Genomic DNA, 14119 nt, shown 5'->3' with positions numbered 1-14119 from the left:
ACTCGACCCGATATCAGATTCTTCTACACGAAACTAATTGTCTCTGAGGGGGTGATATCGTTTAGGCTACTGAACTGAGACATATCCATAGAGCCAACCAACTGATTACGGATGATTCGCTGTAAAAGGGTCAGAGCTGCCTGGAAGTCCGAAATAAGTTCACCGGAACTCGGGTTATTATCCCCGTGAACAACGTAGTGTCTTGAATAGCTGTAGAAATATTTTTTAGATGCAGATTTATTGGTTGTCCCTGCGAAACTTGCGAGATCATCTGTTTCGACGTCCAACTCATCAATCAAGTACTCAATTCGGTCCTGGGTTCTGGCCTGCTGATTATACAGATCGGAATATCTCTTGGCTAATAATTCAATTCCACTACAAACACTAAGTAGACGTCCTTCAACGGGACGTGTTGCGTTCATTGCATCCCAATAGTACCCCAACACCTGCCGGACACGGAGATTGTTTTTCACCGTATTGTCATAATTGTCGAATGCTTCATCGAGATAAGTGGATAAATCGTTACCCCAGGCTAGGCGTCCGGAAGCAAGCGACCCACCAATATCGCCCTGAGTAGAGTACAGTTGTGTAAACCGAAGACCACCCTGGTATGAGTGAGCAGACTGATTGTCAATTGAGTCTAATTCTGCTTTTACGTAGTTGGGGCCAATCCCTTGTACGAAACCACATAGTGATAACACGTCAGACAGCCTATCTGCTGCCGTAGCCACCTGGTGAGCGATGTCTCCAGCTATATCGAGTGTGACATTCACTTCTGCTGTCCGAATCAGACTTTTGTGTGATTTGATATACTCAATTCGTTCATCAATGTCGTTGACTGGGGTAGCAACGACCTTCAGATCTGGTTTATTTATTAGCTCAAATTCATCGACCGCTGAATGGGGGACATAATGTCTCAGACCCAGTACATCGAAAGAGATGGTAACTTCTTCACCGGAATACGAGACATAATTGTTAGTACCATCAATCGTAATCTCTGAAGCAGCATTGATTTCGTTTATATAGTTGTAGGATTTCTTTCCACTTTCGGCTTTCATCCCTAATGAAATCGAGACGTTTGAACACACTACAGTATCCCCCGACGCTGTCACTCCTTGAACGCTCTTTCTATGGAATCCTGTATCGCCAAATATCCCATATTTGGGGCTACTGACGACATCCACTATGATATTCCCAGACTCAGATAGGGAGATCTTGATAGGGACATCTTTTCCTTCGATGGTGACCGTGGCATCTTCCTGAAAAACAGCGGACGATGGATCCATATTATGTTCTCAAACTGACCCCATACTCAATATTTTTCCTACTGTGATGAGTGTCTAACTACTATAGATCTCGGAAATACGAGCACAAGAAGCTGTTTCCGGGGAACGTCGGCCCCTCGACGGGCGAGATGGGGACGAGCATGACGTGGACGGGCGAGACGGAACTGTTCAACCGGACGCTGAAACCGCTCGAACCGAAGCTCCGCGCGGAGGGCTACGTCGGCTACATGGACATCAACTGCATCGTCAACGGACGCGGCATCTATCCGCTGGAGTTCACGCCGCGGTTCGGCTACCCCACCATCTTCCTCATGGAGGAGGCGATGGACACCCCCATCGGCGACTTCTTCGAGGGACTCGCACGCGCGGACCCGCCGACGCTCCGGGTCCACTCGGGCTTTCAGATAGCCGTCCGCGTCTGCCTCCCGCCGTTTCCCTTCACCGACGAGCAGACGTTCTCGGAGTTCGCGCGAAACGCCGCAATCGGATTCGAGTCGAAGCCACTCGACGAGTGGACTGACCGCCACGAACTGGAGAACGCGCCGCCGGGCGTCCACATAGAGGACGTGAAGTGCGAGGACGACCAGTGGCGCGTCGCCGGCACGTCGGGCGTCGTCCTCGTCGTCACCGGGAAGGGACAGACGATGGCCGAGGCGCGGACGCGCGCGTACCGCCGCGTCGACGACGTCATCCTCCCGAACATGTACTACCGCGACGACATCGGCGAGCGATGGATAGACGGCGAGGGCGACAAACTGCACACGTGGGGGTACTTACGCGAGGCGTAGCCGAGCGTACGGTCGTTGCGAGCAGAGCGAGCAATCGGTACCTCTGTGAAGCGTAGCTGAACGGAGGGTCGAAAGTCGGAGAGTTTCGGAACTTACGCGAGGCGTAGCCGAACGAGAGCAGACGCAGAGCGCGACTAAACCACGAACAGCCACGCCACGAAGACGGCCGCACCGCCGAGAGTGGTGCTGGCGACGGCGTGGTTCCGGAGTCTGTCGAGGAGGGCGTGCGCGTCGCCCTCGGCGGAGAGGTGTTCGTGAATCTCCGAGCCGATTTCACATCGCGGGAGGAAGTCCATCGCGACGTGCAGGAACACGCCCGCCGCGAACCCGAAGACGATACCGCGGAACGGCGCGGACTCGGGGAGGACGACGATGCTAGAGAGGATGGCCCCGATACCGAGTGCCGCGGCGGGGAGCAGCAACGCCGACGCCGAGCGGTTCTTCGAGGCGAGGCGACGCGCCGCGGCGTAACCGGCCGGACCTTTGTGCGAGACGATAGCCAGTCCGAGCGTGGGGCCGAGGCCGGGCATGTTACCGTAGACGATGCCGATGATGAGACCCGCCGAGAAGGCGTGCGCCGTCAGTTCGGCGACGGTTCGGTCGATGGGCAGGTCCATGTGCGCGAGGCGGTGCCCGACGGTGTGGGAACCGAACCCGGCGAGGAGTCCGGCGGCGATACCGAACCCGCCGTACTGCGGGTGGTGACCCATCGCCTGCGGGACCAAGAAGACGGCGGCACTGGTCACCATCGCGCCACTTGCGAGGCCGTACCCCCAGACGAGCGCGTTCGCTCCCTCGTCTCGGTGGCGGGCACCGAGCGGCGCCGCAAGCGCCATCGCGGCGAACGCCACCCAGGTGATGCCGAGGAGCTTCCACGCGCCCGTACTCGCCGCGTACGCCGAGAGAGCGACGAAGATGGCGGTAGCGGCGACGCCGACGCGCGAGAGTCGTGTCACGCTGTTAATTTCTTCCCCGGGGTTAATAGCGCTCACGATAATAACTCCATCAGGTATCTTAATAACGGCGTCGGCGAGGCGTGGCTCGGACGCGACCGGTGAGGAGAGCGTCGGCCCGCTATCTCGTGGCCTTCTTCCAGTCTTTCAACCCGAGTCGGCCGCCGTCTACGGCCTCTCGGTCGGCGTCGGTGGCGGCCCAGACGTACATCGGGGCGACGTCCGCGGGGTCGCGTCCCTGTCCGCCCGAGAGGTCAGTCGACACGAACCCGGGGTCGACGACGCCGACGGCGACGTCGGTGTCCGCGGCGAACTGTCGGGCGAGTCCTTCGACGGCGGCTTTCGAGACGGCGTACGCGCCCATCCCGGGTTTCGGGTCGTTCGCGATGCTCCCCGACGGCACGAGGACGCGCGTCTCGTCGGTGGCGTGGGGCAGTGCCTCGCGAATCGTGGAGAAGACGCCTCTGACGTTCGTGCGGAGGGTGTCGTCGAAGCGGGTGTACGACTCCTCGCCCATCGGCATCTCGCCGGGCGCGCCGTGGTTGACGGCGGCGTTCGCGACGACGACGGCGATACCGTCGTCCCCGGCGCGGGCGGCCGTCTCCATCAGTCGCTCCGCGTCGAACTCGTCGCGCACGTCCGCACGAACGGCCTCCGCGGACCCCTCGGCGTCTTCGACGCCGGCGACGACGTCCGACAGCGACTCTTCGTCTCTGGCGCACGCGACGACGTGCGCACCTTCGGCGGCGAACGCACCGACGAGTGCCGCCCCGATTCCGCGACTCGCGCCCGTCACGACGACGGTTCTCCCTGCGACGTCCATGAACTCGCTAGGGTCGGACCGGAGGTAAAACTACAGTTCTCGGAACCTCACCGAGACCTCTGACCGCTGCACAGTCAGTCAATTTATAGTTTCCTCGCCCTAAGTCGCGGTATGAACTCTGTCTCGGACCTCTCTTCGCTCGCGGGGTCTTCTGTCGTCGTCGTCGGTGGTGGATTCGGCGGCCTCTCTACGGCGTGTTACCTCGCCGACGCCGGGGCCGACGTGACACTCTTAGAGAAGAACGAGCAGTTGGGCGGGCGGGCGAGCAGACTCGAACGCGACGGCTTCCGGTTCGACATGGGGCCGTCGTGGTATCTGATGCCCGACGTGTTCGAGGACTTCTTCGGTCAGTTCGACCGCACGCCCTCCGACTACTACGAACTCACCCGCCTGGACCCGCACTACCGCATCTTCTTCAAAGACGGTGACCGGGTCGACATGGTTCCGGACCTCGAACGGAACCGCGAGACGTTCGAGTCCTACGAACCCGGCGCGGGCGAGAAGTTCGACGACTACCTGCGGAAGTCCGAGAAGAACTACGAAATCGGGATGGAGCACTTCGTCTACACCGACCGGACGACGCTCTCGGACTTCGCCGACTGGAACGTGATGAAGAACGCCCGGGGACTGTCGCTCGTCGGGTCGATGCAGGACCACGTCGAGCGCTACTTCCAGCACCCGAAACTCCAGCAGATAATGCAGTACACGCTCGTTTTCCTCGGGGGCGCGCCGAACAACACCCCGGCGCTCTACAACCTGATGAGTCACGTCGACTTCAACATGGGCGTCTACTACCCCGAGGGCGGCCTCGGGGGCGTCGTCGACGGCATCGTCGCCGTCGCGGAGGAACTCGGCGTGGAGTTCCACGTGGACAGCCCCGTGAGCGAGATTCGCGGCCGCGAGGGCGCGTTCGTCACCCGGACGGAGGGCGGAAGCGAGTTCTACTCGGACTACGTCGTCAGCGACGCCGACTACCGCCACACCGAGATGGAACTGCTCCCCGAGCACAAGCGCCAGTACGACGAGAACTACTGGGACTCGCGGACGTACGCTCCCTCCGCGTACCTGCTGTATCTCGGCGTCGAGGGCGACGTTCCCTCGCTGGAACACCACACGCTCGTCCTCCCGACGGACTGGGACGACCACTTCGAGACGATATTCGACGACCCGGCGTGGCCCGGCGACCCCGCGTACTACCTCTGTGTCCCCTCGAAGACGGACGACACCGTCGCGCCCGAAGGTCACTCGAACCTGTTCGTCCTCGTCCCCATCGCCGCCGGACTCGAAGACACGCCCGAACAGCGAGAACGCTACCGTAACCTCGTCTTGGACGACATCGCAGAACACACCGGCGAGGACCTGCGCGACCGCATCGTCCTCGAAGAGTCCTTCTGCGTGAACGACTTCGCGGACCGGTACAACAGCACGCAGGGGACGGCACTCGGCCTCGCACACACGCTCCGCCAGACGGCGCTGCTCCGCCCGCCGCACCACTCCGAGAAGATGCCGGGACTGTACTTCACTGGCTCTTTCACCACGCCCGGTATCGGCGTCCCGATGTGTCTCATCAGCGGTCAGTTGACGGCCGAAGAGATGGCCGAGCGAGCCGACTGATGTTCGCGCGCGGCCGACTCGGCTACCTGTTCACGCTCTCGCGGCCCCGCTTTTGGCTCTACCTCGCGGGTCCCGTCGTCGTCGGTGTCGCCTTCGCCGCGGAGACGACGAGCGAGTTGTTCTCGCTCCCGGCGGTGCTGCTCTTCGCGTACTTTCTCGTCCCCGGGAACGTGCTCCTCTACGGCGTCAACGACGTGTTCGACGCCGACGTCGACGAGGAGAACCCGAAGAAAGACGACAGGGAAGCGCGGTGGCGGGGCGACGCTGTCGTCGTCGCGGCCATCGCGCTCTCGTTTCTCCTCGGACTCGGCCTGTTCGCCGTCCTCCCGGCCCGCACGTGGCCGTACCTCGCGGGCTTTTTCCTCCTCGGCGTCGAGTACAGCGCACCGCCGTTCCGGTTCAAGACGACTCCGTTTCTCGACTCGGTATCGAACGGGCTCTACGTCCTCCCCGGGGTGGCGGCGTTCGCGGCCGTCTCGGGTCGCCACCCGCCGGCCGTCGCCATCGTCGGCGCGTGGACGTGGGCGATGGGGATGCACACGTTCTCGGCCATCCCCGACATCGAACCGGACCGAGAGGCGGGTATCCGCACGACGGCGACGTTCCTCGGCGAGTCGCGGACGTACCTGTACTGCGCGACGTGTTGGCTGGTCGCCTCGGGGGCGTTCTTCCTCGTCGACTGGCGGTTCGGCGCACTCCTCCTCGCGTACCCCGTCGCCGTCTTCGGCATCGCTCGGTCCGGCGTGGCCGTCGAACGCGCGTACTGGTGGTATCCCGCCTTGAACACGCTCGTCGGGATGGCCCTCACGATGGGCGCACTGTGGGTGATGCTGTATGAGTGAAGCGGAGTTCCCGTTCGCCGACCGACTCCCAACCACGCGGACCGAGTGGGAGCGCCGACTGGAGCGACTGGTCAGAGAGAACCGGTTCACCATCTCGGTGTTCTTCCCGTTGAACGGCGTCGTCCTCCTCCTGGCCAGCGCGATGGGGTGGCTGGACGGAACGCTTCTCGAACCGCTCGCCTTCCACGGCTCTCTCATCCTGTTCGGGACGTTCGTGATGCGCTCGCCGCTCATCGTCGGCGTCCTCCCGCACACGACGCGCCGGGCGGCCACGGGCGTCGGCCTGTTGACGCTCTACGCGTACGCCATCGAGTACACCGGCGTCCACACGGGACTCCCGTACGGGAACTTCTCGTACGGCGTCGACCTCGGGCCGACGCTGGGCGGAATCCCCCTCGGCCTCCCGGTGTTTTTCGTCCCCCTCGTGATGAACGCCTACCTGCTCTGTCTGCTCCTCCTCGGTGACCGCGCCGAGCACACCGCCGTCAGGCTCTGCACCGTCGTGGCCGCCGTCCTCGCGATGGACGTGGTGTTGGACCCCGGCGCCGTCGCACTCGGATTCTGGGCGTACGACCCGCCCGGTGGGTTCTACGGCGTTCCCCCGTCGAACTACGCGGGATGGGTCGTGAGCGCGACGGTGGCCGTCGTCCTCCTCGACTGGGGCTACGACAGGCGCGTCCTCCTCGCCCGTCTGGAAGAGTGCGAGTTCATGCTCGACGACCTGGTGTCGTTCGTCATTCTCTGGGGCGGTATCAACGCGTGGTTCGGGAACTGGATTCCCGTCGCCGTCGCGGCCGTCTTCGGCGTCGGCCTCCTGAAGACGGAGCGATTCGACGCCCGGGTACTCCGATTCGGTCGGTGAGAAAGACGGGTCGCGTCAGTCGCTGCGAGAGAAGAGTCGGGTCCAGTTCGAGAGACGGCCGCCGAAGACACCCGCGGACTGAGACTGCGAGTGCGACGTCCCGGAGTGGCCGTGGTGCGAACGCTCGTCTCGCTCTGCGTCCGAGGGGTACGGAACGACGCTCACCTTGCGAAACACCGTCTCGGGGTCTCTCTCTATCGCCCAGTAGGCGCGCGTCTTCGCGAGGAGCGTCAGTTTCCGCGCCGTGGACAGCGAAGGCGTCACGGAAAGCACGTCGTAGTCCAGCTTTCGAATCGAGCGGTGGTGGTCGGCGTACAGGACGGCCGAGAGGAGGACGGCGAACTGGCAGTCCTCGGGGAGGTACTCGATGCCGCGCACGCCCTCTCGGTAGAGCGCTTCCGTTCGTCGAATCTCCTCGCGCATCGCCGCGCGGAACCGGCGGTCACAGCGGAACGAGGTGAGTTGTTCTTCGGTGACGCCGTGCTTTCGGAGCGTCTCCTGCGGGAGGTAGATTCGGTCGCGGTCGACGATGTCCTCGCGCACGTCTCGGAGGAAGTTCGACATCTGGAACGCCTCTCCGAGCGCCGTCGCGTGCGGGAGCGCCTTCTCGGCCTCCGGCGACTGCATGATACACGTCATCATCCGGCCGACGGCGGCCGCAGAGCCGTTCATGTACGTCTCTAACTCCTCGTACGTCTCGTAGCGACTCTTCTCGATGTCCGACAGCATCGCCTCGACGAAAGTGTTCACGTCCTCGTCTGCGATACCGTACTCCGCGCGGAGTTCGGCGAACGCCGAGAGCACCGGGTCGTCGGTGTCTCGTTCGCCGAGTGCCTCCAGACGGAGCCGTTCTAACTGTTCGCGCTGAACGTCCGGTTCGGCCGTCTCTTCGGCGTCGACGACTTCGTCCGCGACGCGAAAGAACGCGTAGAGGACGTACGTCGGATGCCGGACTCGTTCGGGGAGCACTCTCGTCGCGAGGTGGAACGTCTTCCCCGTCTGTCGCTGAATCGCCTTACTCCGCTGGACCTGGTCCTGTTTTACCATTGTGAGATATCGAGTGACGGCACGCGTTGAGTGGCTACGAGGGGACCGCACATCTGCCACTACTACCTAGTGATTGTAGTGACATAACCGTTCGTGCTGAACCCCATGCCGTCACCGTAGTAGTACAAAAGGTTCTCGGCCGAAATCGGACGACCGGCCGACAGTTCCGTCGGGTGAGAAACGGGACGGTGACTCACCAGAACGTGTCGCTGCAGTCGTAGACGACGCCGTGTTCGGGACAGACGTACTTGCAGTGTCGGTGGGCCATCGACGCGCCGCAGAACGGGCACGGACGCCCGCGGACGACTTCGGTCTCTCCCTCCGACGTCTCGGTATCGCTCACGAGAGAGACGAAGGACGCCTCGGTCAAGTAGGTTGACGTTCGCCGCCGACTCGGCACCGACTCGACCCGAACTTCGAACAACGCTCTTGTTCCGTCGTCGCCCACGTCCTCACGGACGGAGAACATATCGTCTCGCTCGCCGAACAACAGACGACGATAGCCGATGAAGAAGGCGCTCTGGTACTTGTTCGCGGGGACACGAGGCGGTGAGAACCGCGTCCGCATCGTGCTTGCCCTCTCGAATCGGCCGATGAACGCGAACCGACTGGCGACGGAACTCGACGTGGGGTACCGGACGATTCGCCACCACCTCGACCTGTTGGAGGAACACGACGTGGTCGAAAGCGGCGACAGCGACTACGCGAAGCTGTACTTCCTCACGGACCGCTTCGAGAGACACAGAGACACCTTCGAACGGATCACCGAGCACGTAGACTGATGGCAATGGAAACGACGATTCAGGCGGCGAGTGCGCTGGCGGGAGTGAACATCCTCTTTCTCGCGGCGTTGACGGCGGTGTGGGTGAACAACTACCGGACGTTCAGAACCCCCCTCCTCCTGGGCCTCGTCGCGTTCAGCGTCGTCATGCTCGCGGAGAACGCCCTCGCGGTGTACTTCTTCTTCACCATGCAGAGTCTGTACTCCGGCGACCCACACGTCCAACAGGCCGTGTTGGCCCTCCGAGCGCTTCAACTGGTCGCCCTCGCCTTCCTCACCTACGTGACGGTGCAGTGAGGTCCGGCGCGGCGACGTTCTCGGCGGCCGACCGAAATGTGGGTGAGATTCGACCCTGACCTCGTAGAGACCGCGTAGGAATGTCGAAAAACGGCTTTTCCGTCGGTCGCCCTCCGTCGGAGTGGAGGAAACAGATGTCCAACAAACAGCTCTCGACGAGTCGGCGAGCGTTCCTCGGCGCGGCCGGCGTGGCCGTCGTCGGCGGACTCGCACTCGGCGGGTCGGCGGTCGCACAGCAGGACGGAAACGGGAACGGAAACGCCGCCCGGCGCTACCGCGTGACCGTCACGAACCTGACGGACTACCAGCCGTTCACGCCGCCCGCCGTCGTCGCGCACCGTCCGAGCGTGGAACTGTTCGCCGTCGGCGACGCCGCGAACGACGCGATTCGGCAGGTCGCAGAGAACGGGAACCTCGGTCCACTCGCCGAACTCGCGGAGTCGACGAACGCCGTCCGCGGGGTGGCCGTCGGTGAGGGGCCACTCGTCCCCCGAACGGACCCCGGCGAGACGGGCCTGCCGTACTTCGCCGAACTCCACCTCGACGCCGACGCCAGCGCGCGCTATCTGAGTTTCGTCAGTATGCTCGTCGCGACGAACGACGGCTTCGCCGGACTCGACACCGTTCCGCTCCCGAGGGCGACGAACGAGTCGCGGACGTACTACGCGGCGAGTTACGACGCCGGCACGGAGCGGAACACCGAGATGTTCGCCGACATGGTCCCGCCGGCGCAGTCGCTGACCGGGGAGAACCGGGAGGGCATCGACGGAACGGGACAGAGTAATCCCGACATCGCGGAAGACGGCGTCGTCACGCCGCATCCGGGAATCACCGGCATCGGCGACGTGCCGGAGGCGTTCGACTGGGACGACCCCGTGGCTATCATTCAGGTGGAGCGAGTCGAGTAAGAAGTGAGAACGGGCCGTCGCGGACGGTTACCGACTCAGCACTCCGACCAACCGCAGGACTCGCACGTCTTGCAGCCTTCGGAGTAGTACAGCGTCATGTTACCGCAGTCGGGACACTCGGGGCTCTCGCCCGCGGCCAACAGGTCGTCGACCGCATCCGCGTCCGTCTGCGCCGGCTGACCGGGTTCGCCGTTCGGGTCGTCCGCTACCGTCGCGCCTCCGTCGGGTTCGGGCGCATCGACGCTCTCCGCGCCGACACCGGCCTCCTCTGTGACTTCGGTGAGGTTCTTCTGTCGCGGGTAGCCCTTGTCGATTTCGCCGTCGAGGTAGCGACGCATCGCGGTGCCGATGGCGTCCGGGATGCTGTTTATCTGCTCGCCTTTGTCCCAGGCGACTTTCGGGCTTCGGATGCCCTGCAGTTCGCTGGCTATCTCCTCGGGGTCGACGCCGGAACGAAGCGCCGTCGAGATGGTCTTCGCCAGCGCCTCGGTGAAGGAGGCGGTGAAGCCGCCGGAGTTGCCGATGTTGGCGAACAACTCGAACGGCCGACCGCTCGCGTCCTCGTTGATGTTGACGTACAGTTTCCCGTAGCCGGTGTCGATGCGCTGGGTGACGCCGTACAGCACGTCCGGCCGGGGCTGTTTCTTGCCGAGATTTACCTCGCCGTCCGCGGCGGCGAGGAGGCGTTCGACTTCGCCGTCGAGCGCCGTTCGGACGTCCTCGTTCTCTAAGAAGCCGCCGATGCCGCCGAACACCTCCTCTATCTGTTCGACGAGCGTCTCTGCGGCCTCGCCCTCGTCGGCGAAGTCGGCGTTCTTCGCGCGCGTCGTGAGGACCTGTTTCGAGCGCGTGCCGTCGCGGTAGACGGTGACGCCCTTTCCGCCGTTGTCGTAGATGTAGCGGTAGACCTCGTCCATGTCCTCCTTCGACGCGCTGTTCGGGAAGTTGCAGGTCTTCGAGATGGCGGAGTCGACGCCCTCCTGACAGGCGCACTGGACCGCCGCGTGCTGTTTGCCGGTGAGGTCGGCGGTGACGACGAACAGTTCCGAGATGGCGTCCGGCACCGTCGACAGCGAATCGACGCCGTCGAACTCGTTGTTCGACATCTGCTCCTGTGCTTCGCGTTTGACCTCCTCGACGTCGATGTCGTTGGCCTCCAACACGCGGAGGAAGTAGTCGTCGAACTCGACGAGCATCTCGTCGCCCTGCACGTCGTCGGAGACGTTCTTGTAGTAGGCGACGTTGTAGATGGGTTCACAGCCACCCGTGGTGTTGCCGACCATCGACGTCGTGCCCGTCGGGGCGATGGTCGTCGTGTTGTGGTTGCGGACGGAGAAGCCGTCCGCCCACTCGTCGGCGTCCAGACCGGTGTGGTGTTCGAACCACTCGCGGTACTCCGTCGGGTTCGCGTACTTCGAGTCGCCCCAGTCCTCGAAGCTTCCGCGCGCCTCCGCGAGTTCGTGGCTGGCCCACTTCGACTGGTGGTTGATGTGGGTCATCAGTTGGCGGGCGACTTCGTTGCCCTCCTCGCTGCCGTAGCGGATGCCCAGTTGGATGTACAGTTGGGCGAGTCCCATGACGCCGAGACCGATTTTCCGCATCGCGCGGACCTTCTCCTCTATCTTCTCGACGGGGAAGTCCGACATCGTGACGACGTTCTCTAAGAAGCGCGTCCCGTTGTCGATACGGTGGTCGAACTCCTCCCAGTCGATGGCGTCTTCGAGGAAGGCGTCCACGGCGTCCGCGAAGTCGTCGTAGTCGTCGCCGTTCTCGTCGTACCAGACGCGCCAGTCGGGCGTGTCGAGGTCTGCGAGCGTCGAGAGGTTGATGTGACCGAGGTTGCACGCCTCGTACTCTTCGAGCGGCTGTTCGCCGCAGGGGTTCGTCGCGAGAATACGGTGTTCGGGGTGTTTCTCCACGTCGAACGAGTGCTCTTTGTTGACGCGTTCGAGGTAGATGATACCGGGTTCGCCGTTCTCGTGGGCGCCGTCGACGATCTGGTCCCAGAGCTTCTTCGCGGGAATCGACAGAACCTCGCCGACTTCGACGTGTTCGCCGAGACCGAACATGTCGTACACTTCCTTCGTCTCGGGCGTGGCGACGTGGGGTTCCTCCGTGCGGGGGTTCGTGAAGACGAACTCCTCGTCGTCGTACAGCGCCTCCATGAAGTCGTCGGTGACGCCGACGGAGATGTTGAAGTTCGAGAGGTGGCCCTCCACGGCGTTGCGGAGGTGCTTGGGGACGCGGCCCTCGTCGTCGATGAGTTCGCGGGCCTCGTCGAGTGCGTCCGCAAAGGAGTTGTGCGTGTAGTCGTCCGGGTCGTTCAGGCGAAGCGAGTGCGCGAGCGAGACGTCCTTGTTCTTCGCGTGGATGAACTGGATGACGTCGGGGTGGCTGACGCGCATGACGCCCATCTGGGCCCCGCGTCGCGCCCCGCCCTGCGCGATGGTCTCGCACATCTGGTCGTACGTCCGCATGAACGTGATGGGACCGGAGGCGATGCCGCCCGTCGAACCCACGGCGTCACCGTACGGCCGGAGTCGCCAGAAGGCGTACCCCATCCCGCCGCCGGACTGGAACACTTCGGCGGCCTCTTTTGCGGTCTGGTGGATGTCCGTGATGTCGTCGTCGGGCGAGTCGACGAAACAGGCCGAGAGCTGTTGGAGTTCGTCGCCCGCGTTCATCAGCGTCGGCGAGTTCGGCATGAACGACAGCGACTCCATCATCTCTTGGAACGTGTCGCGCTTCTCCTCGACGACGGAGCGAATCTCCTCGGGGAGTTCCGGGACGACGGTGTCGTAGGCGAACTTGTTGACGTTGTACACCGAGAGCGTCGCCTCCGCGGTGTCCTCCGCGGTGACGCCCTTCCCGAACACCTCGGCGGCGAGTTCGTCGCGCCGCGGATGGCCCGGCTTCAACTGCTCGGGCGTGACGGGTATCTCGACGTCGCGTTTCTCCGCCTCGTACACCGCCTCCGCCAGCGAGATGTTCTTCGCGACGCGAACGAACAGTTCCTCTTGCGTCTCGGTCAGGTCGCCGTTGGCGTCCTTGCGCAGGTACCGCGCCGGCAGGATGTTGTTGTAGGCGTTCGAGGTCAGACGTTCTTCGAGCGTGTCCCCCTCCGTGCGTTTGATGGGCAGGACGAGTTCGTCCGCCGAAAGGTCCGCGTGACTCATCTACTATTCCTCCCGCCCAGTGACCCCACACCGGGCGTTTTCGAATCGGGTCGCTAACTCAGTTCCAGTCATTGTAACGATGGCTTGTGAAGTTGGGTGCGTCCGTTAAGGCTTCGGTATCGGTATCTCGCTCACCGAATTATCGGATTTTCGATACGAAGTTTGCTCGGCACCCAACCAATCGCACAGCACTGACTGTACGTACGGTCCGCCGCTCATTAACGCTGGCCGTAGCGGAGCGAAAGTGAACTGCTCGGAGCCGGAATCGCACGACTACGGCGCGATATCCAGCCGAACCGAAGGGGGGTTCGGCTAGCGGATTGGCGGGTGAAACGACGGTTCGGCGTCGCCCGCCGTGGGTATTTGAACTTCAAATACTATCTCTCACGCCAGAAGCTATCAGAATTAGTATCTACACGATGATGCCACGCTCGAAACGGTCCACCGAGGCGCGGGCACCACCACATACTTAATCGTTCTCGCGGTGATACGTGCACTATGCACCCGTCACTCCTCGCCGTCCCCGCCGCGTTCTCGGCACTCGCACTGCAGTTGGGTGGCCTGCTCGACACGACGCTCGGACAGGCGTTCGTCGTCGTCGTCGCACTCGCCGTCGTCGTCCTCCTCGGGCGCATCGTGCTGAACGTCGCGTGGCGTCTCGTCACCATCGCGGCGCTGATTATCGGTATCCTCCTCGTGCTCTCGTTCTTCGGGCTCGGCATCTGAGAGGACCGAAGCGGTC

General features: G+C 63.0%; 13 protein-coding genes and 1 pseudogene. 8 read left to right on the top strand and 6 right to left on the bottom strand.

Annotation, left to right across the window (positions count from 1 at the left end; genetic code table 11):
• Window positions 1–23: 23 nt before the first annotated feature.
• Window positions 24–1286 (bottom strand): hypothetical protein, encoded by a 1263-nt coding sequence (locus BM282_RS18170; RefSeq protein WP_139229712.1) that lies wholly within the window; start codon window positions 1284–1286, stop codon window positions 24–26.
• Between the two features lie 77 nt (window positions 1287–1363).
• Between BM282_RS18170 and BM282_RS10715 the strand changes: the two are divergent.
• Window positions 1364–2074 (top strand): annotated as a pseudogene (locus BM282_RS10715) (phosphoribosylglycinamide synthetase C domain-containing protein); the annotation flags it as partial.
• A 134-nt stretch (window positions 2075–2208) separates the two neighbouring features.
• Here BM282_RS10715 and BM282_RS10710 read toward each other — a convergent pair.
• Together BM282_RS10710 and BM282_RS10705 are read right to left on the bottom strand one after the other, a co-directional pair.
• The gene (locus BM282_RS10710) at window positions 2209–3030 is read right to left on the bottom strand and encodes a ZIP family metal transporter (protein WP_089880578.1); all 822 of its coding nucleotides are present in this window, start codon (window positions 3028–3030) and stop codon (window positions 2209–2211) included.
• A 118-nt stretch (window positions 3031–3148) separates the two neighbouring features.
• On the bottom strand, window positions 3149–3850 hold the full coding sequence (locus BM282_RS10705) for an SDR family NAD(P)-dependent oxidoreductase (protein ID WP_089880575.1): 702 nt from the start codon (window positions 3848–3850) through the stop codon (window positions 3149–3151).
• Between the two features lie 111 nt (window positions 3851–3961).
• On the opposite strand from BM282_RS10705, the gene BM282_RS10700 reads away from it, so the two are divergent.
• From BM282_RS10700 to cruF, 3 genes are read left to right on the top strand one after another with little or no spacing between them, the layout of a single operon-like run.
• Entirely contained in the window at window positions 3962–5464 is a 1503-nt protein-coding gene (locus BM282_RS10700; protein ID WP_089880572.1) for a phytoene desaturase family protein, read from the top strand.
• On the top strand, window positions 5464–6306 hold the full coding sequence (locus BM282_RS10695) for a prenyltransferase (RefSeq protein WP_089880570.1): 843 nt from the start codon (window positions 5464–5466) through the stop codon (window positions 6304–6306). Before BM282_RS10700 ends, BM282_RS10695 begins: the two co-directional genes overlap by 1 nt.
• Window positions 6299–7168, top strand: coding sequence for a bisanhydrobacterioruberin hydratase (gene cruF / locus BM282_RS10690; protein WP_089880567.1), 870 nt, complete (start codon window positions 6299–6301; stop codon window positions 7166–7168). The genes BM282_RS10695 and cruF overlap by 8 nt, the downstream gene beginning before the upstream one ends.
• Window positions 7169–7183: 15 nt before the next feature.
• Here the strand turns inward: cruF and BM282_RS10685 are convergent, their stop codons facing one another.
• A complete protein-coding gene (locus tag BM282_RS10685; RefSeq protein ID WP_089880563.1) occupies window positions 7184–8215 on the bottom strand; it encodes a phytoene/squalene synthase family protein in 1032 nt (343 codons plus the stop codon).
• Between the two features lie 193 nt (window positions 8216–8408).
• A complete protein-coding gene (locus tag BM282_RS18540; protein ID WP_175501488.1) occupies window positions 8409–8558 on the bottom strand; it encodes an HVO_2523 family zinc finger protein in 150 nt (49 codons plus the stop codon).
• 163 nt (window positions 8559–8721) lie between these two features.
• Between BM282_RS18540 and BM282_RS10675 the strand changes: the two genes are divergently transcribed.
• The 3 genes from BM282_RS10675 to BM282_RS10665 all read left to right on the top strand — a co-directional run bounded on the left by BM282_RS10675 (window position 8722) and on the right by BM282_RS10665 (window position 10201).
• Entirely contained in the window at window positions 8722–8997 is a 276-nt protein-coding gene (locus BM282_RS10675) for an ArsR/SmtB family transcription factor (protein ID WP_089880557.1), read from the top strand.
• Window positions 8997–9293 carry a hypothetical protein gene (locus BM282_RS10670; RefSeq protein ID WP_089880553.1) on the top strand — a complete coding sequence of 99 codons (297 nt, stop codon included), beginning with the start codon at window positions 8997–8999 and terminating at the stop codon, window positions 9291–9293. Before BM282_RS10675 ends, BM282_RS10670 begins: the two co-directional genes overlap by 1 nt.
• 134 nt (window positions 9294–9427) lie before the next feature.
• Window positions 9428–10201, top strand: coding sequence for a spondin domain-containing protein (locus tag BM282_RS10665; RefSeq protein ID WP_089880550.1), 774 nt, complete (start codon window positions 9428–9430; stop codon window positions 10199–10201).
• A 35-nt stretch (window positions 10202–10236) separates the two neighbouring features.
• Here BM282_RS10665 and BM282_RS10660 read toward each other — a convergent pair whose 3' ends face one another.
• Window positions 10237–13377, bottom strand: coding sequence for an adenosylcobalamin-dependent ribonucleoside-diphosphate reductase (locus BM282_RS10660; protein WP_089880547.1), 3141 nt, complete (start codon window positions 13375–13377; stop codon window positions 10237–10239).
• Between the two features lie 498 nt (window positions 13378–13875).
• On the opposite strand from BM282_RS10660, the gene BM282_RS10655 reads away from it, so the two are divergent.
• Entirely contained in the window at window positions 13876–14103 is a 228-nt protein-coding gene (locus tag BM282_RS10655; RefSeq protein WP_089880545.1) for a hypothetical protein, read from the top strand.
• Window positions 14104–14119 lie beyond the last annotated feature (16 nt).

This window comes from Halogeometricum limi (assembly GCF_900115785.1).
GTDB classification, from domain to species: domain Archaea; phylum Halobacteriota; class Halobacteria; order Halobacteriales; family Haloferacaceae; genus Halogeometricum; species Halogeometricum limi.
This window is presented reverse-complemented; position numbering and strand designations above follow the sequence as displayed.

Coding starts and splice junctions, on each gene's coding strand:
- BM282_RS10660 (WP_089880547.1), bottom strand. CDS start 13,377: ATGAGTCACGCGGACCTTTCGGCGGACGAACTCGTCCTGCCCATCAAA.
- BM282_RS10665 (WP_089880550.1), top strand. CDS start 9,428: ATGTCCAACAAACAGCTCTCGACGAGTCGGCGAGCGTTCCTCGGCGCG.
- BM282_RS10700 (WP_089880572.1), top strand. CDS start 3,962: ATGAACTCTGTCTCGGACCTCTCTTCGCTCGCGGGGTCTTCTGTCGTC.
- BM282_RS10695 (WP_089880570.1), top strand. CDS start 5,464: ATGTTCGCGCGCGGCCGACTCGGCTACCTGTTCACGCTCTCGCGGCCC.
- BM282_RS10675 (WP_089880557.1), top strand. CDS start 8,722: ATGAAGAAGGCGCTCTGGTACTTGTTCGCGGGGACACGAGGCGGTGAG.
- BM282_RS10670 (WP_089880553.1), top strand. CDS start 8,997: ATGGCAATGGAAACGACGATTCAGGCGGCGAGTGCGCTGGCGGGAGTG.
- BM282_RS10685 (WP_089880563.1), bottom strand. CDS start 8,215: ATGGTAAAACAGGACCAGGTCCAGCGGAGTAAGGCGATTCAGCGACAG.
- BM282_RS10655 (WP_089880545.1), top strand. CDS start 13,876: ATGCACCCGTCACTCCTCGCCGTCCCCGCCGCGTTCTCGGCACTCGCA.
- BM282_RS10705 (WP_089880575.1), bottom strand. CDS start 3,850: ATGGACGTCGCAGGGAGAACCGTCGTCGTGACGGGCGCGAGTCGCGGA.
- cruF (WP_089880567.1), top strand. CDS start 6,299: ATGAGTGAAGCGGAGTTCCCGTTCGCCGACCGACTCCCAACCACGCGG.
- BM282_RS18170 (WP_139229712.1), bottom strand. CDS start 1,286: ATGGATCCATCGTCCGCTGTTTTTCAGGAAGATGCCACGGTCACCATC.